Raw genomic sequence first — 19,885 nt, 5'->3', positions numbered from 1 at the left:
TCCACAACGTTGGTAGGGTTCGTAGCATGGCGCGACCCAGGGAGTTCGACGAGCAGGACGTGATCGACAGGGCGACCCGGCTGTTCTGGTGTCGCGGTTACAACGCCACGTCCGTGCGTGATCTGGGGACCGAACTCGGGCTCAGGCAGAGCAGCCTGTATCGGACCTTCAACGACAAGCACACGCTGTTCCTGCGCGCGCTGGACCACTACCGGGCGACCGAGTCCACCCAGGCCGAAGAGCAGCTGAACGCCCCCGGCTCCTGCCTCGACATCCTGCGGGAGTGGCTGCTCTGGCTGGTCGGCCACGAGGCCGGACGGGGCTGCTTCGTGGTCAACACCGCCACCGAACTCGGCGCCGCCGACCCCGAGGTCCACGAAAGGGTCGAGGCCGCCTTCGACGTCACCCGGCGGACCCTGACGTCGCTGCTGCGCCGTGGCGTCAGGGAGGGCGACCTGCCCGCCACACTCGACGTGGACGCCGCGGTGGAGACGTTGTTCACGACGGTGCTCGGCCTACGCGTCCGCGAACGCGCCGGACACGACCCTCAACGACTGGCCACGGCCATCGACTTCACGATCAGAACACTCACGACCCCGCCGCCCTGATCGCGGTGGTTCCGCAGGTCGATTTTGGTATGGCCGTGTGCGGAAAGGCCTGTCCAAAATCCCGATGTTTTCGTGTCGGATGTGCATTCTCGGGGTCGTACGGCGTGGCGATTATGGAATGTCATGTTTTGTAGCGAATTGTGGCGCGTGGCTGGTATGGCATCGGCTGACTGTGTTCTCGACGGGCGGAAAAAGTCAAAGTTGCATGGCGTGCAAGTCCGGGTATGGTCGAAAACAGGACGCACCATCCACTGTGATCCACCACAGGAGCGCTGATGCCTCGTTCCACCACCGAGATCCATCGCGTCGAGAAAGCACCCGAGGCCGACCAGGCCACATTGCGGGTGCAGTTGCCCGACGAGCTGAAGGTCAGGCAGTGTCCGTTCGATCCGCCGCAGGCGCTGGCCAGGATGCACGCGCGGGCGCCGGTCAACCAGGTGACGCTGGGCACCGGAGAGAAGATGTGGGTGGTCACCGGCATCGACGAGGCCCGCTTCGTGATGTCCGACCCCCGTTTCAGCGCCGACCGCTTCAACCGCCGCAACGCCCTGATCTCCGTCCCCGAGGAGATGCGCGAGAAGCTGTTCGACGCACGCGCCATGGCCGGGCAGTTCGTGGCCATGGATCCACCGCAGCACACCCGCCTGCGCAAGCTGGTCGTCGGCCAGTTCACCCTGCGCCGGATGCGCGCGCTCGTCCCGCGCATCACCGAGATCGTCGAGGATCACCTGGACGCGATGGAGGCCGCGGGCACCTCGGCCGACCTGGTCAGGGCGTTCGCCCTGCCCGTGCCCTCCCTGGTGATCTGCGAGCTGCTCGGCGTGCCGTACGAGGCCCGCGCGGACTTCCAGCGCCGCACCTCCACCCTCATCCGCATGGACACACCGGTGAAGGAGGTGCTGCGGGTCCGTGAGGAGATGCGGGAGTTCATGCGCGAGCTGGTCGACGCCAAGCGGGCCCAGCCCGACGACGGCCTGATCTCCGGGCTGATCCACGGCGACCACGCCGGAGAGCTCACCGACGACGAGCTGGTCGGCATCGCGAACCTGCTGCTCGCCGCCGGGCACGAGACCACGGCCAACATGATCGCCCTGGGCGCCTTCGCCCTCCTGGAACACCCCGACCAGCTCGAACTGCTGCGCGGCAACTCCGAGATAGCCGACAGGGCCGTCGAGGAGCTGCTGCGTTACGTCTCGATCCTCCACATGGGTCCGTTCCGCGTCGCCACCGACGACGTGGAGGTGGGCGGCGTGCGGGTCCCGGCGGGCGACACGGTGATGATCTCGACTCCGGAGACCAACCGGGACCCCGCCCACTGGGAGGACCCGACCACCTTCGACCTCACCCGCGAACGCAACCCGCACGTGGCCTTCGGGTACGGCATCCACCAGTGCCTCGGCCAGCAGCTGGCCCGCGCGGAGCTGAGCGTCGCCCTGCCCGCCCTGGTGCGCCGCTTCCCGCACCTGCGGCTGGCCTGCCGTCCGGACGAGGTGCCGATGCGCGACGACATGTTCATCTACGGCGTGCACTCCCTGCCCGTCGCCTGGGACGCCCCCCAGGCCTGAGCCCGTACCGGTTCCGGGCGGCCGTTCGCGTCGGCCCGGGACCGGTCGAGCGGGGCGCCCAGCCCCGCGTCGAGCTGGGCCACCACCGTGTCGATGAGCGAGCTGAGCGGGCCCGGCTCGCTCAGCCAGCGCTGGGTCGCCACCCGCAGCGCGCTCAGCATGCACGACGCCACCAGGCCCGGATACAGGTCCTCGTCCCCGACCCCCGTCCGCTCCGAGACCGCGGCGGCCAGTTCACGCTCGCGCGCGGCGAACGCCTTGAGCCGGTACGGCAGCAGCGCCGGGTCACCACGCAGGACCTGGAGGTGTTCGACGTGGAAGCGCAGCTTGTCCTCGTCGACCACCTCCAGTACGGCCGCACGCAGCGCCGCCAGCACCGGTTCGGCGGCGGGGCGGCCCCGGAAGGCGGCGACGATGGCCTCGGCGATGGCCGCGTCACCCGCGACCACCGCCTCCTCCTTGCAGGAGAAGTAGTTGAAGAAGGTCCGCAGCGCGACCCCGACCTCCTCGGCGACCTGCTCGGCGGTGACGTTGGCCACCCCGCGCTCGGCGCACATCCGTAGCGCCGCCTCGCTCAACGCCGCCCGGGTCGCGCGCTTCCTGCGCTCCCGCCGCCCCATGCCGCCTTCGTCCATGCACCGCACCTCAGCGCTCGCGCCTGCCGTACCCGGAGAATAGATGGTCACCCGCCGGGCGACCATGGGCCATACGCCCGGTCCTGCGGTGGCCAAGAGTCATGTGGACGAGGTTCGTACGGCGCTCTCCGCGACGGGGTCCAGGCGTGCGTCGCTCAGCGCGGCCTCGACGCGGCGGTTGCTGGTCATGGTCGCGGTGACGGCGGTCATGGTGAGCAGGAGACCCGCGGCGACGTACAGCGGGGTGCGCAGGCCGTAGGCGTTGGCCAGCCCGCCGCCCAGGAACGCGCCGAACGGGGCGGCGCACATGGAGAGCATGCGGGAGGTGGAGGCGACCCGGCCCATCAGACGGGCCGGGACGATGGCCTGCCGGAGCGAGGGGCCGAGGACCATCGTGGCGCCGATGCCCGCCCCGCAGACGGCGAGCGCGAGCCCGGCCACGTACGCGTTCGGCGCCGCGGCGAGCCCCACGATGGCGAGGCCCTCGATGGTGGCGGTGCAGGTCAGCGCGGTGCCGGTGCCCAGGCGCCTTCCGAGGAAGGAGGCGACGCCCGCGCCGAGCAGGCCGCCCGCGGCCTCGGCGGTGAGGAGCAGGCCGAAGCCGAAGGCGCCGATGCCGAGACGTTCGCGGGCGAACAGCGGCAGGACGGTCTCCACGGCGAGGAAGGCGATGTTCCCGACCGCCGGACGCAGCGCGAGCCCGAGCAGCAGCCGGTCCCGGAAGACGTAGGAGGCCCCGGCCCGAGCCTGCCGGAGCAGTGACTCGCCGGCGCTCGCGGCGGGGCGCGGTACGGCGGGCAGCGACCGGACGAGCAACGCGGACAACGCGAACGACACCGCGTCGGCGAGCAACGGAACCGAACGTCCGAGCGCGAGCAGCGCGCTACCCACGGGTGGCCCGGCGAAGCCGGACGCCGCGGTCTGGGTGCCGCGCAGGCGGGCGTTGGCCCGCTCAAGCTGGGCGGGGTCACGGCCGAGCAGGTCCGGCAGGTACGCGGTGGCGGCCGTGTCGAAGAACAGTGAGCCGAGGGCGAGCAGGAACGCCACGGCCGTCAGCAGCGGGACGCTCAGCACGTCGAGCGCCGCCGCGGCGGCGGGTACGGCCAGCAGCACCGCACGCGCGGCGTCCGTGACCCACATCGTGCGGCGACGGTCCCAGCGGTCGACCAGCGCGCCGCCGAGCACTCCGAACAGCAGCCAGGGCAGCGTCCCGGCGGCCGTGACGACGGCCAGCACCATCGGATCCCGGGTCAGCGTCAACGCCAGCAGCGGCAGCGCGGCGTGCATCACCCCGTCGCCGAGCGAGGACACCGTCTGCGCGGTCCACAGTCGTCCGAAGCCGGCCGGTAACTTCGTTGCGTCACTCATCGGATCAGGCGTCCCCCTCGCCCTGGTCGGCGAAGGTCCCAGAGGTGCCCGCCACCACGGTCGCGGCGAGATTATTCGTTTTCATCACGGTATGTTCCACTATGGGAGGGAGTGTAGAACCGGCGCCCCCGAGATTTCCGCGCGGCTCCGATGACGGCGGTCAGCGCATCCGAGGGCTGCCCGACTCACCCCGAAGCTCAGCTCGGGAGAACCAACCCCCATCCCAGGCCGTGGATCGACAGAGCCGGGGAGGCCGTCATGCTGCTCGGGTCGCGGGCCGGGTTCGGCCTGGAGTTCCATATCGAGCGGGACCCGGGACTGCTGTGCGTCGACGTCTTCGTCGGCGGGCTCCACGTGAACACGTGGGACAACGCGTTCTACCCGCCGCTGCTGGTCAAGAAGCTCAGGGACGAACTCGGCCGCTTCCGCACGCCGGCCGCGCGACCGGTGGGGTTCACCTCGCCGTCCGAGTCCTTCCTCATCGCCGAGAACGGGCTGTACGGCGACGCCGGTACCGACGCCGAGGCGGCACTCGCACGGTGTGTGTTCCTGGAATGGGGCGAGTGCACCGACGAGGTGACGGCGTTCGCGTTCCCCGACGGGGACCGGGTGCACCTCGCCTGCCGGGTCCGTGACGGAGGCAGTCCCGCCTGGGGCACCGAGGCCCGGCATGAGCCGACGGTGGTTTCGGTGAGCCGGACGGCGCTCGTCGAGACGCTGGAGGGCGGCCTCGCCGTCGCCGAACACGAGTGGTCCGTCCGGCTCACCACAGGGGACCCCGCCTGACGGCGTCCCTCCCAAGTCGGAGATCGGCGTATGGAACCAGGGTTTCCGTAGGGGACAACTCCGATGCCCTACCGCCCTCCCACGTCGGATCTTGATATGGCGGAGGCCGAGAGCCGGACTCCGTGAATCGGAGGAACACCGTGAAGGGAAGACGCACCGGCACGGCCGTCGTGGCGTGCCTGACCGTGTCGCTGCTGGCGACGCCCGCCGTGACCGCCCCCGCGGCGGCGGACGCGAGCCCGAGCGGTCGGCCGGGTTTGCAGGCGATGCTGGACAAGATCGTCGCAGGCGGTGCGGTCGCCGCGATCGCCGAGGTTCGCGACGGGGACAGGACCTGGCGAGCCGCAAGCGGCAAGGCGAGGATGAACAACGCCCAGCCGGCCCCGGTGAACGGGCGCTTCCGGGCCGGGAGCGTGACCAAGTCGTTCACGGCGACCGTGGTGCTTCAACTGGTGGGAGAGGGAAGGCTGCGCCTGTCCGACAGCGTGGAGAAGTGGCTGCCGGGGCTCGTGGACAAGGGTGCCGACATCACGATCAGGCACCTCCTCCAGCACACCAGCGGCCTTCCCGAGTACTCGACGGACATGATGGACGAGGCGGGCATCCCCAAGGAGCGCTACCGCACCTGGACGGCACGCGAACTGGTGGAGAAAGCGGAGAAGCTCCCGCGCGACTTCCCACCCGGGTCTGACTACAAGTACTCCAACACCAACTACATCGTGCTCGGCATGCTGATCGAGAAGGTCACCGGCAGGCCGTACGCGACAGAGATCAGGGAGCGGATCCTGCGACCGCTCGGCCTGCGTGACACCCGCGTGCCGGGAGCCTCCCCGGAGGTGTACGGCCCGCACGCCCACGCGTACGCGCCGGTCACCAGGGGTGGCCAGGTCGTCCCCGTCGACGTCACACGGTTCAATCCCACGATGGCCGGTGCGGCGGGTGAGATCGTCTCCACCACCGAGGACATCAACCGGTTCTACCGCGCCCTGTTCCAGGGCAAGCTGCTCCGTCCCGGTCTGCTGAAGGAGATGAAGGATCCCGGCACGACCGAGGGGTACGGGCTGGGGCTGGAGTTGGCGCCTCTTCCCTGCGGCACCGCGTTCGGCCACGGCGGCGGCGCCCCGGGTTACCTCACGGTGGCGTTCAACTCGGCCGACGGCTCACGACAGGTCACGTTGTCGATGACCCCGTTCTCCGGCGACCCTCACCAGGCGGCCATGACCCTGCTGACCTCCGCGCTGTGCCCCTAGACCGTGGCTCACGGTGAGGGCTTCGTCCTCACCGGCCGCCGATCCCGTTCGCCCGCCGCGATGCTCACCGGCGGGCGACGCGGAACGGTCGGTTCATTGCCTGGTGGTCCCCCGCGGCCGTCGCCGCCACGCGCGCTTTCGCGCCGCCTTTCCTTGAATTACTCTTTGTTATAAATCGAACACAAGGGGTGATTGTTGTGCGACGTGTGATGTCCACGGTCACGGGCGCTCTGGCCGTCGGGGCCGCGCTCATCGTGGCCGCCCCCGGCTTCGCCTCCGCCGCGACCGGGACCTTCGAGTACAGCTCCCGCGGCATCTCGCACACCTTGAAAGACCCGAACGACCGTCAGTGCTACGACCTCGGTGACGCGGTCGGCGCCGAGAACGACACCGACCGTGTCGCGGTGCTGTACACCGGCAGGGGCTGCCGTGGAACCGCTGTCGCGAGGGTCGTCCCGGGTGGTTCCGCCGTGCGGGTCCGGTACGCGAGCGTGATATTCGAGAGTTGACGGCATCGAGGCGGGGCTTGCCGTGGAGTGGCGGGAAGCCCCCGAGCGGTCGAACGAGTGCGGAAAGGCGTGACCGCTGACAGGTGTTCGGCCGTCCGGGTGCGGCCTCATCGGCGGAACGACCGGAATCCGGCGACGTGACGCCGGTGGCGCTGTCGCCGGAGAGCCGTGATCAGAGCTGGTAGAAGTTCCTGTAGTGGTCGGGGGAGTACCAGACGGTGCCGGTGTTGCGGTCGAGGACGATCCGGTGGGCGTCGCGGGGGCTGCCCTGGCGGCGGGGGAAGACGTCGTATTCGGCGTAGTCACCCCCGGCCGGGAGTTGGTGCTCGCGGTTGCCGAAGACGCCGCCGCTGAAGTTCGACTGGCCGGTGGGCCAGGGGAACCACCTGCGGGCGGCGGGGTAGTGCAGTTGGGTGCCCCAGATCATGTTCGCGTCGCGGGCGGCGGCACAGCCGGGGATGGTGCAGTTGGGATAGACCGCCGCGGGTGAGGTGTGCGCGGAGGCGGGGGAGAGCGTCCCGGTCAGGCCGGTCAGCAGGGTGATCGCGGTGGCCAACGCCACGAGGAGCCGGGTAGGAGAAGTACGCATGGGGGGCCTTTCTAGGCGACATCCCTACCATCATCACCTCATGGATGCATTCGACTACTTACCGTAATGGTTCAGGCATGTTCCGGATACGCGGAAGTGGCGCGAAGGTCATGACGGTCTGATCGCATACCGTCGGCGCATCGTGACCGAGGGGATGTCGTTCGGCGGATTCTCGAACAGCGCGCGTGCCGGTCTCAGCCGTATCGCTCGACGAGCGCGTTGCCGATCGAGGCCAGGTGGCCCCGCACACCTGGCGGGCCGGTCACCTCCAGCCATTCGACCAGCCCGGAAAGCTCGCCGGCGAGCGTGTAATCGTCGTAGCCGCGGATCACGACCTCGATGCGGCCGTCCGGCGTGGAACCTCCCACTTCGAGCCGACCGCCGAACGCCATCCGGAGCAGGCCTATCCCGTGGGGCACGCACACCGCCTGGATTTCGAAGGGCGTTCGCCCGTGGTCGATCTTGTCGGCGATCTCGCGCCAGCTCTCGGCGAGGTCGAAGTCCTCAGGCCGGTGCACGGGATCATCGGTCGGGCCGACGGACGACACACGGTCGATCCTGAAGGTCCGCCGACCGGCCTCGGTGCCGGAGACGAGGTACCACGACGGGCCTTTGGCGACGATGCCCAGCGGGTGGACGGTTCTCACGGTTTCGGCGCCTTTGCCGTCGACGTAGCCGAGCCGTACCTGGACGCCGCGGATCACCGCGTCCTGGAGTTCGTCGAGGAAGCGAGGTGGTCGGTGCTCGATCCGACTCGACCCCCATCGTTGCGGGTCCATGACCAACGACGACGCCGCCGCCTCGGCCTGCGCCCGGAAGGGCTCCGGCAGGGCGTGGACGAGCTTGCGCAGGGCCGCCTTCACGGCCGGCGTCGCGGCCGAGGCCTGGCCGGCGACCAGGAACAGGGCGCGGGCCTCACCCGCGGTCAACCCGGACAGGTCGGTGCGGGCGCCGCCCACGAGGCGCCAGCCGCCGCCTCGGCCCTGCATGGAGTACACCGGCACCCCGGCCATGGCCAGGGCGTCGAGGTCGCGGCGGGCGGTGCGCTCGGAGACCTCCAGCTCCCGGGCGACCTCCGCCGCCGTCACCTGCTCGCGCCGCTGCAGCAGGAGAAGGACGGCCACCAGCCGATCGGTTCGCACGCCGACAACACTTTCACAGGAAACCGGTCACGAGATGACCGGTTTCGGTCGGCAGGATGGTCACCGACATCGGCCCTCGGCCTTTCGGAGGTGCTCTTCGGGCACCTTCGTCCCCCGATCAATCAGAAAAGACGAAGAGGAAACGCAGTGTTCGATCCAGTCGATTTTCCCAAGCCCACTCTTGTTTCGGTAAACGGTGTGGAAATTGAGGTCTTCGAAGCAGGCCGACGAAATGCGGGGAAACCCATCGTGCTCTGTCACGGCTGGCCGGAGCACGCCTTCTCCTGGCGCCATCAGATGCCCGCCCTCGCCGCGGCGGGTTACCACGTCATCGTCCCGAACCAGCGGGGTTACGGAAATTCATCCCGCCCGGCCGAAGTGACGGACTACGACATCGCACACCTGTCGGGCGATCTCATCGCTCTTCTCGATCACTACGGATACGAAGACGCCACCTTCGTCGGCCATGATTGGGGGGCGGCCGTCGTCTGGGGACTGACCCTGCTGCATCCGGACCGGGTGAACACGGTGATCAACCTGAGCCTGCCCTACCTGGAGCGCGGGGAGAGGCCCTGGATCGAGTCCATGGAAGAGGCGTTCGGCGGCGACTTCTACTTCGTCCACTTCAACCGGCGGCCGGGTGTCGCAGACGCCGTGTTCGAAGAGAACACCTTTCGGTTCCTCCGCAACATCTACCGGAAGAACGAACCTCCAAGAGAGCCTCAGCCGGGTATGGCGTTGATCGATCTCGCCAGAGCGGAGAAGCCACTCGGTGAGCCCGTGATGAGTGACGGCGAACTGGCCGTTTTCGTCTCCGCCTTCGAGTCGACAGGGTTCACAGGCGGTATGAACTGGTACAGGAACCTTGACCGCAACTGGCACCTGCTGGCGGACGTGGACCCGATCATCCAACAGCCCACACTCATGATCTACGGCGACCGGGACGTGGTCGCGAAGTCCGAAAGACTGACGGATTTCGTACCCAACGCGGAAACGGTCAGCCTGGATTGCGGTCACTGGATCCAGCAGGAGAAGCCGGAGGAAACAAACCAGGTGATCCTGGAGTGGCTGGGCCGGCGGGACGCCACCTGACGCGTGTCCAGGAGCGCTGTGAGCCGGTCGCCCGACGGCCCGCAGAAGCATGTGCCGGCCATGGACGGAAGGCGAGATCTCCGGTAGGCCGTTCGACGACCAGGAGGAACGAGACCGGGGACCTCGGGGCGGCACGACCTGACCGACGCGCGGCGGGCGGTGCCGCGGCCCGGACACCGACCGGTCGGCTGGAACACCCGGTGAACGGTCAGTCCGAGAAGATCGCGCGGCGCAGCGGGGGGATCACGCCGCACATCCGGAAGAACGTCCGTGCGACGGTCCGGACCGTACGGCTGGGCAGGGTGGCCAGGCGCAGGTACATGGTGGCGGCCCGCACGGCGGCGAAGCCGTTCCTCAACATCGCGCGCTCGTACTCGGCGAGGGCGGGCAGCAGGTCGAGTTCGCCCCGGTCGACCGCGACCAACGCGCGGCGCAGCACGTTGGCGTCGTACAGCGCGGCGTTGCCGCCGAGACCGCCGACCGGCGGCATGGAGTGGACGGCGTCGCCCAGCACGGTCACGTTCGTGGTCGTCCACGGCCTCACCCGTTCGGCGGCGGCGAAGTCGAACCGCTCGACGGTGTCCGCGGGCGTCCGGGCGATCAGCTCGCGCAGGCCGGGGTGCCAGTCCGTCAGGCGGGACGCGACCACCTCGCGCAGCCGTTGCCCGCGTTCGCGTTCCTGGGTGCCGGACGGGTCCGTGGGCGACACGCGCCGATGGGCGACGTAGGCCCACATGACGTAGTCGTCGTCCCCGGCGTCCTGGACGAGGAGATCCGGGTCCAGGCCCACGGCCCGCATCCGGTCACCGACACGCTCGACGACGGCCTCGTCCGTCTCCCGGCGGCGGAACACCGCAGTGAACAGGAAGTCCCGTTTCGGCAGGAACATGTTCTTGGCGCTGGTCACCTCCTCGGGCAGCCACGCCGCTCCGTCTTCGAGCCGGAGCTTGCCGCCGATCCCGACGCCGGGTACGGAGGACCGCCGCGCGTGCGGCAACAGCTGCCGCCGCACGCGCGAGTTGGCACCGTCCGCGCCGACCAGCAGGTCGCCGGTGACCGAGGTGCCGTCGGCGAAAAGGGCGGTGACGGTGCCGTCGGGGTTCTGCCGGTAGCCGGTGAACTCCTTGCCGAAGTGGACGACGTCATCCAGACCGGCGAGCAGCAGCCGCCGCAACGTGATCCGGCTGACCGCGTGCGTCCGCTCGGACGGGTCGAGCCCCGCGGGCGGGGCGTCCTCCCGCATCAGCAGCCGCATCCGCTCGGTGAACACCCCCATGCCGGGTCCGGGATCACCGGCGGTGGCCACCAGGATCTGCCAGAGGTGCGGAGGAAGGCAGTCGTGCAGCGCCCGGCTGCCGACCGGTTCGATGTTGAGCCGGTATCCCTGTAACCGGGCGTCGGGCGCGGCGTCGCGTTCGAAGACCGCCACGTCGATCCCGGCGGCGTGCAGGCCCTGGGCCAGGCACAGGCCGCCGATGCCGCCGCCGACGATGACGACCCGGAGCGTACGTGTGGACATGGATGCTCCTCCTGAGAGCGAACCGGAGTTAGGTACGGATCAGTAACCGTTCGAGGAGTTCGAGGACGTCGTCGGCGCGGTCGGAGGCCAGGCTCGCCCCCTTGACGGTGGCGATGACCAACTCCGCCCCTGTCGCCGGGTCGACGCCCGGGGCCAGTGCTCCGGCAGCGGCGGCGTCGGTCAGCAGGGTGCGCAGTGAGTTCCGCCAGCCCTCCTCCCTGCCGGCGATGATCTCCCGTAGCTCGGGGTCGCGCCGGGCCCGCAGATCCAGCTCACGCAGGACGATGTGGAGCTCGGGCTGGCCGACGATCTTCTGACGGAGCGTGGCCAGGTGGCCCCGCAGCCGCTCGACGGCGCTTCCTTCCGGCGGTGTGGTCGACCAGAACTGCCGGGTGGTGTGGTCCACGACCGCTATCACCAGGTCCTGCTTGGTGGGGAAGTGGTGGTGGATCGACGAGTGGTCGATGCCCACCTGGGCGGCCACGTCGCGCATCCGCAACCGCTCGAACCCGCCTTCGGCCAGACATCGGTACGCCGCCTGCACCAGCGCGTTCCAACGCTCCGGACCGCCCGGCGGTCTGCCTCGTCGCGTCGTCGCCATGTCCGTCCCCTTTAATCCACCAACCACTTGGTGGATTAATATCAAGGGCGCTGACGGGGTGTCAATACGATCGGCGAAATGAGATCCCGCGGCGCTTCGTGATCAGCCGTTCTCGGCCGTGGGCCAACGCTCCCCGGACAGGGCGACAGCCGTCCGACCACCCTCTCGCACGCCGGGTGATCCCCGGCCCGGTGCGGCAACGTTCGACGAGACGCCTGCGGCCGGTGGCTCGTGACCTGCCCTGACCGGCTTTCTGGGCGACGGCCCCGAGCACCGGCCGTTCGACGTCATGCTTCGCGGTTCACCCTTCGGGCGCCGCCGCTCCGGTGGAGGCGACAGTGCGATCGACCGTGAGCGTGATGAGGCGCTTGGTCGCCCGGGTCTGCGCCACGTAGAGGTCCCGGAGGCCGGCCTCGCTCGCCCCCTCGATCTCGTCCGGGTCGACGATGATCACCGTGTCGAACTCCAGGCCCCGCGCGTCGGGCGCGGCCACGACCGTGGCGTCGCCTCCGAGGGATCCCGGTTCGATCTCCATCGCGCGCCGAGACGAGACGACGACGCCGACGAGTTCTTCGGGATGGTCCTCCCGAAGCCGGGCGAGGAGGTCGCCGACGCCGGTGTCGACGTCGGCCTCGGCGACCGTGACGGAGGCCGGGGGTTCGCCGTGGCGGATGGAGCGGGAGAGGCGTTGCGCGGGGGCGATCCGGGCGAGCAGGGGCCTGGTCGCCTCCAGGATCTCGGCGGTCGTGCGGTAGTTGACCGTGAGCGTGTGATGGACGTACCGGTCCGCGACGAACGGCTCCAGCGCGTCCTCCCAGCTCGTGACGGTGGTCGTCGACCCCGTCTGCGCGAGGTCGCCCACGATGGTCATCGAACGGTTCGGGCAACGACGCATGAGCATCCGCCACCGCATCTCGGAGAGCTGCTGCGCCTCATCGACGACGATGTGCCCGTAGACCCTTTCCGGAGGCCCGTCGACGAGCGCTCGCGCCTCGTCCAGCAACGGGAGGTCCGCGCCGCTCCACCCCGCCCTTACTCCCTCGACGATCGAGTCGATGTCTTCTTCGGTGAGCTCGGCGAACGCGTGGGCGAGCGCACCGGGATCAGAGAGCAGGCCGCGCAGGACGTCCTCCGCGCGAAGGCGGGGCCAGACCGTGTCGACCATCCGGTCGACGTCGGCGTCACCGAGGAGGTCGTCCCGGATGCGGTCCCAGTCGATGTCGAGCCCGTCCTCCTCCGGCTCTGGATCTCCCGGGCGGTGCGCGAACATGCGATCGAGGTCGATTCCGCTGAGTTCCCTGAGCTCGTCCTCGAAGTCCGCGATCTCTTTCGCGGTCTGCTGCTCCAGTTCGTTCACGAGTTCGTCGACGATGTACTCAAGGAACAGTTCCCTCGCGCGGTTGTGACCGATACCGCCCTGCAGGGCGCCGCGTCGGGCGGCGTCGACGCGCGTGGAGTCCAAGGTGACGCTGCCGTGCGCCGTGGTGAGCGGCAGGGGCACGCCGTACGGCTCTCGCGCCCGGACCCGCCGCGCGAGCGCCTCGGCGAAGCGCGCGCGTCCTTTGACGCGGGCGATCGCCTCCGGCTCGGTTCTCGTCGCCTCGACCCCCACGAGATCAGGCGCCGTGGCCAACTCGACGTCGTTCTCACCGAGCGATGGCAGCACGTTGGAGATGTAGGCCAGGAAGCGTCTGTTCGGGCCGAAGACGAGCACGCCGCGCTCCGCGATCGCGGGAAACGCGTACAGCACGTACGCCGCCCGATGCAGGGCGACGATGGTCTTGCCCGTTCCTGGGCCGCCGTCGACGACCGTGATCCCGCGATGCTCGGACCTGACGATCTCGTCCTGCTCCCGCTGCAGGGTCGAGGCGGCCTCGCGCATACGCCCCGTCCGCGCCCCGCTCAACGCCGAAACGAGAGGGCCGTCGCCGACGACGTCCTCGGCGGTCGGGTCGGTCCCGTCAAGGATCTCGTCGGTGACGTCGACGACCCGGCGATCCTCGACACGCAGGTGACGACGACGACGCAACCCCAGCGGTGAGGCCATCGTGGCCGCGTAGAAGGGCCGCGCGGCCTCGGCCCGCCAGTCCACCAGCAGTATCTCGCCCGACTCGGAACGCAGTCCGATGCGGCCGACGTGCAAGGACGCGCCGCCTTCTGAACCGTCGATGCGCCCGAAGCACAGAGACCGCTCAGCCAACCGGAGCCGACCGATGACCCCGGCCAGCCGTGAGACTTCCGCGTCTCTCGCCTGATGATCTTCCGGGCCCTCGACCGGAGCGGCCATCACCTTCTCCCGCGCCGCGACGCTCTCGGCCTCCTCCGCGTCAAGACGCGCGTACATCACCTCGATCGAACGCTGCTCGTCCGCGATCTGCCCCACCTTGCCGGCGACCGTGTCCACCACCGGTGCTCCCCTCGTCGGGCGTCCATCTTGGGGGGCGAGTTCGTCAAAGACAAATTTGACTTTCCCGGCGGAATTTGGCCTTCTGACCAGCCTTTACGAGGAACGCGCGACACCGCGCCAAGGCATGAACGCGCTTGTCGCGCAACCGCTCGCGAGGGGACACCTCCCGACGAGCGAGCCGGACGACGCGTCACCGTGCCGCCGTCGACAACCGATGGCCGGCACCGGTCAGACGATGAAGGATGCGCCACCCCGCCTTCTTCTGGCACGCGACACACCCACCCGCCCGTGCGACCCGTCACCGCAGGATGACGCGCCCGCGCGGAGGAAGGACCTCCGTGGGCCTCGGCGTCATCAGCATCCAGGGCCCGACGACCACACCGTTTGTCAGCCGGCGGTCATTCGTGGCGGAGGGCCTGTCTCACGGCGCGGGTCCGAGTGCGGAAGCCCATGAGTGGGCCCGGATAGCATCGAACACACAGAGTGTTGATCCGACTACACAATCGGAATATGGGGAAGGCAGCGGAGCATGGCATTCACCGGTCCAGCCGTCGGCAAGCGGTACAAGATCAAGCATGTGAAGAGCGGGAGATACCTGGCGCACGCTCAGCTCGCCAAGGGGCAAGTCTACGAGTACGTCTTCTACCCGACGAGCGCAGACCCGGACTACTTCATGGTGCTCATCTGGGGCAGCCCCCACCTGGAATGCCTGAAGTCCGTCGATGGGGAGTCCCTGTTCACCTCACTCTCACCCGTCAAACCGGAGAGTGGGGGCCAGACGGAGAACACCGTGCAGGACGAGAAGAAAGCGATCTTCGAGCTGGAGGCCGTGGGCGACAACTTCCTGTTCCGCCATCCCGACACCGACACCTACCTGCACTCCTGGGTCAGGAACGCGGACTTCACCCTGCTCCGCGCCGGCAGCCGTGAGCAGGCGGCCGGCGACGTGTTCGCCCTGGAGGAAACCGGGACCTACGACGCCGTCGTCAAGGCATGGGAGGAGGCCAAATCCATCACGGGCGCGATTCCGTCACCACCGAAGCTGACGTCGTTGAACAAGCCCGCCGACGATTACCCCACCGATCCCAAAGAGGGCCCCCTGACCGGAAAGACGGTCGTCCCCTGGTTCCTTGTCGAACGTGACGGCACCCACAACGCTGACTGGCAGGCGTTCAACACCCCCTACTACGTCATCGATCGGCATTCGCGCTGGCACCTGGAGAAGTTCCAGGTGTACGCCAACAACACCACCGAGTCACGCGAGTGGAGCACCACCGTCGGCGTGACCAAGACCGAGAGCACGGAGATCGACAGAACGCTCAACATGAGCGTCACCGCCGAGGCCGGCTTCGCCTTCGAAGGCATCAGCGCGGGCGTCAGCACCACCGTGTCGAAAGGGCTCGACGTCCGATGCGTCAAGGCGACGGAGACCAGCTGGACCGGCACCTACAAGGAGTCCAAGCAAATAGCGCCCGTCGGAGGCGACGAGGCGATCGGCACCTGGCTCCGCCACGACCAGTACCGCATCTACCGAGCCGACGGACAACACCTCCTGATACCTTTCGAGGTCGTCGACCCCACCCCGCACCAAGACAGCTACACCGACAAGGCATAGCCACACCCAACGCCACCGAGTACACCCGGCCGGTATGTCCGGTGAGGGGCGCGCCAGCCTGCTTACCGATGAACGGATCCACAGCCGCACCATCTGATCGGCTCCGGTACTGGCCAGGTGGGTACCGTCCCGGCTGACCGCCACCGTAAGGCCGGCACGGACAGGCCTGGGGCCACCCCGCGGCTCTGGAACACACCTCCAGCCCGCGGAACCGGTCTTCCTGACCCCGTTCGACAACCTCATCTGGGACCGCGACCGCACCCGGCGGCCGTTCCGGTTCGACTACACCTTCGAAGCCTGCGAACCGCCCACCAAACGCCGGTTCGGCTACTACGTCACCCCGCTCCTGGCCGGAACCCGCCTGGTCGCCCGGGTTTCGACTCCGCGGGAACATTTGTCCAAGACCGGCGGCCGACTGACCGTGCACAGTCTCCCCATGAGTCAATACGACATTGAGCACTCGCATGGGATGCACGTGGTCCATGACGGCCCGCGGCAGGCACCGCCGTTGCTGCTCATCCACGGGTCGGGGGCCTCGGGCGGTTTCTGGGGCCCGGTGGTCCCGGCGCTGGCCGGCCACCATCATGTCATCCGGGTCGATCTGCCGGGTTGCGGCCAGTCCCCGCCCGCGCCGTCGTACGACGTGCCCGCGCAGGCGGGTCAGGTGGCGGCGTTGCTGGACGACCATGGGCTTCGTCATGTCGCCGTGGTCGGGCACTCCAGCGGCGGCTACGTCGCCACCGCGCTCGCCGAGCAACGTCCCGACCTCGTGGGTTCGCTTTCGTTGATCAGTAGCGGCCCGAGTCCGGACGCGCTCCTTCGGCAGCCGTTCATTCTTCGGGTGCTGCTGGCCCCGCCGTTGGGCCCGCTCATTTGGCCGAGGCGTTCGGATGCGATGATCCGCAAGGGGATCAGCGCGATGGCCGTTCGCCCGGTGGACCTCCCGGACGACGTGGTCGCCGACGTACGGGGCATCACCTACCGCGTGATGAGGACGGTGCTGCGCCAGAACACCGCCTACATCGCCGAACGGAGCGTGCCCGAGCGTCTGGCCGCCCTCGGGGTCCCCGTACAGGTGATCTTCGGCGCTGCGGACCCCCGCTGGGAGCCGTCCTCGGCACACCGGTACGACGCGGTGCCGAGCACACGGGTCGAGCTGCTACCCGGCGTCGGGCACCTGCCCATGGTGGAAGCGCCCGAGAAGGTCGGCGAACTGCTGCTGCGCTTCACGGCAACGGCCTGATGGGTAGGCCGCGGTATGGCGGAGCGCGTGCAGTGTCGCCGAGGTGCCCGCGCGCTCGTTGACCCACTCGAACATGCGGATAGGTCAACGGCCGGGCCGTCCACCTTCACGGGGTTCCACGCCTTCCATTCGGAGGCGCTGAAGGTCAGGGCGGGGGTTCTTGCCGTCGCGGACGGCGACCAGGCCGGGGAGGTCGGTGGCGACCTCGACGCGGTTGTCGTGGGCGCGGAGCTCGGCGCCGGTCAGGTCAGCGTTGATCGTCTGTCAGACCCGTCTGGGATGCTCCCGCGCATGGACATGACGCTGCAACTGACGATCGACTGCTCCGATCCCCAGAGGATGGTGACCTTCTGGGCCGAGGCCCTGGGTTACGTGCCTGAGCCTCCGCCAGGTGGGCACGCCACCTGGCGTGCCTACTGGGCGGCGATGGGGGTGCCCGAGGCGGAGTTGCCGACCGGTGCCGGGGACGTCCCGGAGTCGATCATCGACCCCGAGGGACGTGGGCCGAGGGTGTGGTTCCAGCAGGTTCCGGAGCCGAAGGTCGCCAAGAACCGTTGGCACTTCGACCTGAAGGTCGGCGGGGGCCGTGACGTTCCGTTGGACGTCCGTGCGGGGCGGGTCAGGGCCACGGTGGAACGGCTGGTCGAAGCCGGTGCCACCGTGCTGCGCATCAAGGACGAGCCGGACATGGGGCTCTACGCAGCCGCCATGCGGGACCCCGAGGGCAACGAGTTCGACATCGTCTGAGGGTCCGTCGCGACGGTGCCGGTCACCGCCGCTCGTTCACGGACGACCCGCGCGGCCCGCCCGCGCCCGGCGCCGAGAACCGGGGCTCTTTCGGGCCTACGGGTGTCCCGGCATGTCGGTCAGCTCCCAGACCGGGGTGCCCGAGCACGGCGCCTGTTCGAGTACGGCTCCCGCGGCGGTGCTCCGGTCCCTGACCACGACGCACCTGGAGCTGCGCAGGGACACGAGCTGCTGCCCGTCCCCCGAAGGACGCACCTCGAACCGCTGGTCGTCGCCGGAGGCCGGGCACGGGGTGCGGGTCAGGGTGTTCTGGGACCCCGCTGTGAGGCACCAATATCCGGTCGGGTCGGTGATCTGGTAGGTCTTCGTCGCCACGCGGTGGAACAGCAGCCGCTGGTCCTTCCCGCACACCGCCTGGACGGCCTGCGTGCCGGAGAGGGACAGGCACCTGCCGGAATGGCTCGCGACGGCGTTCGAGGTGAAGTCCCGGTCCTTCAGCCCGGACCGTAGCCGGAGGTAGGCGGGTTTCTTGGCCAGATTCTCGTCCAGAGGGTGGGCCGCACCCCAGCCGGGAACCGAGGACGGCACCCATGAGTACCTGTCGGTGAGACTCCACATGGTCAGGGACACACAGCGGGCGACGGCGAGGCACGCCTCGGCGGCCCGGCGGTAGACCTCGCCCTGGGCGGCCAGCCTGCTCTCGTCCACCGGCAGCTTGAGCCGGACGTCCAGCTCGGTGACGGCCACGTCGACGCCCAGCCCGGCGAACAACTGCAGAGTGCTCCTGAGCTGCGTCAGCGGGAGCGGCTCCGACGCCGACTCCTTGATCATGGCGTGGGTCTGGAAGCCGACGCCGTCGATCGGCACGCCCTGCGCCCGCAGGTCGCGTACCAGGTTGTAGAGGCCGGCGCGCTTGGGGTTGTTCCACTCGGCGTTGTAGTCGTTGATGTAGAGCTTGGCGGAGGGGTCGGCGGCCCTGGCCCACCGGAAGGCGTCGGCGATGTAGCCGGGACCCAGTCGCCTGAGCCAGATGGACTGCCTGAGGGTGCCGTCCTCCGCGAGGACCTCGTTGACGACGTCCCACACGGCGACCCGTCCGGCGTAACGCTTGACGGTGGTCTCGACGTGCCGCTGGAGCGCGGCGCGCAGTTCCTGGTCGCTGAGTGAGCCGTCGCTGACCCAGGTGGGCAGACCGCCGTGCCAGACGAGGGTGTGACCGCGGACCATCTGGTTGTTCTCCTGGGCGAAGGAGACGACGGCGTCCGCCTTGGCCCAGGTGTGCACGCCGGGTTCTGGCTCCACGTTCCCCCATTTCATGGCGTTCTCGGGGGTCACGCTGTTGAACTCGTATTTGAGCTTGTCGCGGTAACCGTTGTCGGTCTCCAGGGCACGGTCGTTGACGGCCGCCCCGACGCGCAGGTTCCGGGCCGCCGCCACGGTGCGCAGGGTCTCCTCGGCGGCGGCGGAGGCGGGGACGACGGCCGTCGCCATCACGCCAAGCAGAACGGCGCTCATACCGGCCAGGGACAAGAGGGGTAGTTTCATCTCTTCTTTCGCAGTCGGATCACAAGCCGGAAGCTCGCGGTTTGAGGCTGGGTGCCGGTCTCGGCCGGCTTCTTCACGGCCTCGTGGTATTTGTCCCTTCTGGGGCCGCAGCCGTCCCGGACGATACTGATCAACAGCGCGCGGCATGACGTCAGTGCGTCGGAGGCCATCACGGTGCCGTGCGCGCCCCGGTAGCCGGTACCGGGCGGGGGCCGCAGACGAGGCCGGAGCCGGTGGTCACCCGTCAGGCGCAGGCCGAAGGCTTCCCGCAGGCGGACGCCGGAATCGACCGGCCGACTTCCCATCGCTCGTCATGATCAGTTGAACGCCGCCCGCCTGCACGGGGTTCCACGTTTTCGGCTGCGCGGCCTTGGTCCTCACCGTGAGAGCCGGTCACAACCCACGCGACCCCTTGGCGCCGTACGGCACAGCGAGGCCGCCGATTCAGTCGGAGAACGTCGTGAACCCTTCAGGGTGATGAGGGACGCCAACCGACATCGTGGATGCGGATCTCGTCGGAGAGTTGCGAACCCTTCAGGGTGATGAGGGACGCGGCCCGTACGCTCCGGGACGGCATCGCCGAGATGGCGTTGCGAACCCTTCAGGGTGATGAGGGACCCGAGAGTAAAGCCCCAGGTCAGGTGGGTTTGCGCAAGGGCGGGGC

General features: G+C 69.0%; 17 protein-coding genes and 1 pseudogene. 10 read left to right on the top strand and 8 right to left on the bottom strand.

All coding sequences use genetic code 11. The features are described 5' to 3' along the window. The first annotated feature begins 26 nt into the window (after window positions 1-26). Together ACFOYY_RS10380 and ACFOYY_RS10375 are read left to right on the top strand one after the other, a co-directional pair. Complete coding sequence (locus ACFOYY_RS10380) at window positions 27-608, top strand: TetR/AcrR family transcriptional regulator (protein WP_362784606.1); 582 nt, start codon at window positions 27-29, stop codon at window positions 606-608. A gap of 275 nt (window positions 609-883) precedes the next feature. Then, complete coding sequence (locus tag ACFOYY_RS10375; RefSeq protein ID WP_386189576.1) at window positions 884-2,173, top strand: cytochrome P450; 1,290 nt, start codon at window positions 884-886, stop codon at window positions 2,171-2,173. On the opposite strand, the gene ACFOYY_RS10370 is transcribed toward ACFOYY_RS10375, so the two are convergent. Both ACFOYY_RS10370 and ACFOYY_RS10365 read right to left on the bottom strand, forming a co-directional pair. Beyond that, on the bottom strand, window positions 2,125-2,808 hold the full coding sequence (locus tag ACFOYY_RS10370; RefSeq protein WP_352013962.1) for an acyl-CoA-like ligand-binding transcription factor: 684 nt from the start codon (window positions 2,806-2,808) through the stop codon (window positions 2,125-2,127). The genes ACFOYY_RS10375 and ACFOYY_RS10370 overlap by 49 nt on opposite strands. A gap of 99 nt (window positions 2,809-2,907) precedes the next feature. Then, window positions 2,908-4,176, bottom strand: a complete 1,269-nt coding sequence (locus tag ACFOYY_RS10365; protein ID WP_386189575.1) for an MFS transporter — start codon at window positions 4,174-4,176, stop codon at window positions 2,908-2,910. A gap of 258 nt (window positions 4,177-4,434) precedes the next feature. On the opposite strand from ACFOYY_RS10365, the gene ACFOYY_RS10360 reads away from it, so the two are divergent. From ACFOYY_RS10360 to ACFOYY_RS10350, 3 genes are all read left to right on the top strand, one after another. Then, window positions 4,435-4,962: a hypothetical protein gene (locus tag ACFOYY_RS10360; RefSeq protein ID WP_386189574.1), complete on the top strand. Its 528-nt coding sequence runs from the start codon at window positions 4,435-4,437 to the stop codon at window positions 4,960-4,962. A 140-nt stretch (window positions 4,963-5,102) separates the two neighbouring features. Continuing rightward, window positions 5,103-6,212, top strand: a complete 1,110-nt coding sequence (locus ACFOYY_RS10355) for a serine hydrolase domain-containing protein (RefSeq protein ID WP_386189573.1) — start codon at window positions 5,103-5,105, stop codon at window positions 6,210-6,212. A gap of 197 nt (window positions 6,213-6,409) precedes the next feature. Then, window positions 6,410-6,721 (top strand): hypothetical protein, encoded by a 312-nt coding sequence (locus ACFOYY_RS10350; RefSeq protein ID WP_352013957.1) that lies wholly within the window; start codon window positions 6,410-6,412, stop codon window positions 6,719-6,721. 172 nt (window positions 6,722-6,893) lie between these two features. Here the strand turns inward: ACFOYY_RS10350 and ACFOYY_RS10345 are convergent, their stop codons facing one another. Then, the gene (locus ACFOYY_RS10345; protein WP_386189572.1) at window positions 6,894-7,310 is read right to left on the bottom strand and encodes a ribonuclease domain-containing protein; all 417 of its coding nucleotides are present in this window, start codon (window positions 7,308-7,310) and stop codon (window positions 6,894-6,896) included. A gap of 194 nt (window positions 7,311-7,504) precedes the next feature. After that, window positions 7,505-8,452 carry a helix-turn-helix transcriptional regulator gene (locus tag ACFOYY_RS10340; RefSeq protein ID WP_352013955.1) on the bottom strand — a complete coding sequence of 316 codons (948 nt, stop codon included), beginning with the start codon at window positions 8,450-8,452 and terminating at the stop codon, window positions 7,505-7,507. A gap of 147 nt (window positions 8,453-8,599) precedes the next feature. On the opposite strand from ACFOYY_RS10340, the gene ACFOYY_RS10335 reads away from it, so the two are divergent. Beyond that, complete coding sequence (locus tag ACFOYY_RS10335) at window positions 8,600-9,544, top strand: alpha/beta fold hydrolase (RefSeq protein WP_386189571.1); 945 nt, start codon at window positions 8,600-8,602, stop codon at window positions 9,542-9,544. Between the two features lie 208 nt (window positions 9,545-9,752). On the opposite strand, the gene ACFOYY_RS10330 is transcribed toward ACFOYY_RS10335, so the two are convergent. From ACFOYY_RS10330 to ACFOYY_RS10320, 3 genes are all read right to left on the bottom strand, one after another. Then, complete coding sequence (locus tag ACFOYY_RS10330; protein ID WP_386189570.1) at window positions 9,753-11,063, bottom strand: FAD-dependent oxidoreductase; 1,311 nt, start codon at window positions 11,061-11,063, stop codon at window positions 9,753-9,755. A gap of 28 nt (window positions 11,064-11,091) precedes the next feature. Next, window positions 11,092-11,664, bottom strand: coding sequence for a TetR/AcrR family transcriptional regulator (locus tag ACFOYY_RS10325; protein WP_386189569.1), 573 nt, complete (start codon window positions 11,662-11,664; stop codon window positions 11,092-11,094). 301 nt (window positions 11,665-11,965) lie between these two features. Then, on the bottom strand, window positions 11,966-14,068 hold the full coding sequence (locus tag ACFOYY_RS10320) for a HelD family protein (RefSeq protein WP_386189568.1): 2,103 nt from the start codon (window positions 14,066-14,068) through the stop codon (window positions 11,966-11,968). Between the two features lie 532 nt (window positions 14,069-14,600). Between ACFOYY_RS10320 and ACFOYY_RS10315 the strand changes: the two genes are divergently transcribed. The 4 genes and pseudogenes from ACFOYY_RS10315 to ACFOYY_RS10300 all read left to right on the top strand — a co-directional run bounded on the left by ACFOYY_RS10315 (window position 14,601) and on the right by ACFOYY_RS10300 (window position 17,676). After that, window positions 14,601-15,686 (top strand): hypothetical protein, encoded by a 1,086-nt coding sequence (locus tag ACFOYY_RS10315; protein ID WP_386189567.1) that lies wholly within the window; start codon window positions 14,601-14,603, stop codon window positions 15,684-15,686. A gap of 109 nt (window positions 15,687-15,795) precedes the next feature. Continuing rightward, window positions 15,796-16,104: pseudogene (locus ACFOYY_RS10310) on the top strand (DNA glycosylase AlkZ-like family protein); the annotation flags it as partial. A gap of 18 nt (window positions 16,105-16,122) precedes the next feature. Beyond that, complete coding sequence (locus ACFOYY_RS10305; protein WP_386189566.1) at window positions 16,123-16,929, top strand: alpha/beta fold hydrolase; 807 nt, start codon at window positions 16,123-16,125, stop codon at window positions 16,927-16,929. Between the two features lie 27 nt (window positions 16,930-16,956). Beyond that, a complete protein-coding gene (locus ACFOYY_RS10300) occupies window positions 16,957-17,676 on the top strand; it encodes a VOC family protein (RefSeq protein WP_386189565.1) in 720 nt (239 codons plus the stop codon). A gap of 96 nt (window positions 17,677-17,772) precedes the next feature. On the opposite strand, the gene ACFOYY_RS10295 is transcribed toward ACFOYY_RS10300, so the two are convergent. Continuing rightward, window positions 17,773-19,191, bottom strand: coding sequence for an endo-1,4-beta-xylanase (locus ACFOYY_RS10295; RefSeq protein WP_386189564.1), 1,419 nt, complete (start codon window positions 19,189-19,191; stop codon window positions 17,773-17,775). Between the last annotated feature and the right edge of the window lie 694 nt (window positions 19,192-19,885).

The organism is Streptosporangium jomthongense, assembly GCF_042650425.1.
Classification (GTDB): Bacteria; Actinomycetota; Actinomycetes; order Streptosporangiales; family Streptosporangiaceae; genus Streptosporangium.
The sequence above is the reverse complement of the archived record's forward strand: the minus strand, read 5'-3'. Positions and strand labels throughout refer to the sequence as shown.

What these genes read in the sequence shown, in the direction of transcription:
- ACFOYY_RS10380 (WP_362784606.1), top strand. Translation starts at nt 27, where the DNA reads ATGGCGCGACCCAGGGAGTTCGACGAGCAGGACGTGATCGACAGGGCG.
- ACFOYY_RS10375 (WP_386189576.1), top strand. Translation starts at nt 884, where the DNA reads ATGCCTCGTTCCACCACCGAGATCCATCGCGTCGAGAAAGCACCCGAG.
- ACFOYY_RS10370 (WP_352013962.1), bottom strand. Translation starts at nt 2,808, where the DNA reads ATGGACGAAGGCGGCATGGGGCGGCGGGAGCGCAGGAAGCGCGCGACC.
- ACFOYY_RS10365 (WP_386189575.1), bottom strand. Translation starts at nt 4,176, where the DNA reads ATGAGTGACGCAACGAAGTTACCGGCCGGCTTCGGACGACTGTGGACC.
- ACFOYY_RS10360 (WP_386189574.1), top strand. Translation starts at nt 4,435, where the DNA reads ATGCTGCTCGGGTCGCGGGCCGGGTTCGGCCTGGAGTTCCATATCGAG.
- ACFOYY_RS10345 (WP_386189572.1), bottom strand. Translation starts at nt 7,310, where the DNA reads ATGCGTACTTCTCCTACCCGGCTCCTCGTGGCGTTGGCCACCGCGATC.
- ACFOYY_RS10330 (WP_386189570.1), bottom strand. Translation starts at nt 11,063, where the DNA reads ATGTCCACACGTACGCTCCGGGTCGTCATCGTCGGCGGCGGCATCGGC.
- ACFOYY_RS10325 (WP_386189569.1), bottom strand. Translation starts at nt 11,664, where the DNA reads ATGGCGACGACGCGACGAGGCAGACCGCCGGGCGGTCCGGAGCGTTGG.
- ACFOYY_RS10315 (WP_386189567.1), top strand. Translation starts at nt 14,601, where the DNA reads ATGGCATTCACCGGTCCAGCCGTCGGCAAGCGGTACAAGATCAAGCAT.
- ACFOYY_RS10305 (WP_386189566.1), top strand. Translation starts at nt 16,123, where the DNA reads ATGAGTCAATACGACATTGAGCACTCGCATGGGATGCACGTGGTCCAT.
- ACFOYY_RS10295 (WP_386189564.1), bottom strand. Translation starts at nt 19,191, where the DNA reads ATGAGCGCCGTTCTGCTTGGCGTGATGGCGACGGCCGTCGTCCCCGCC.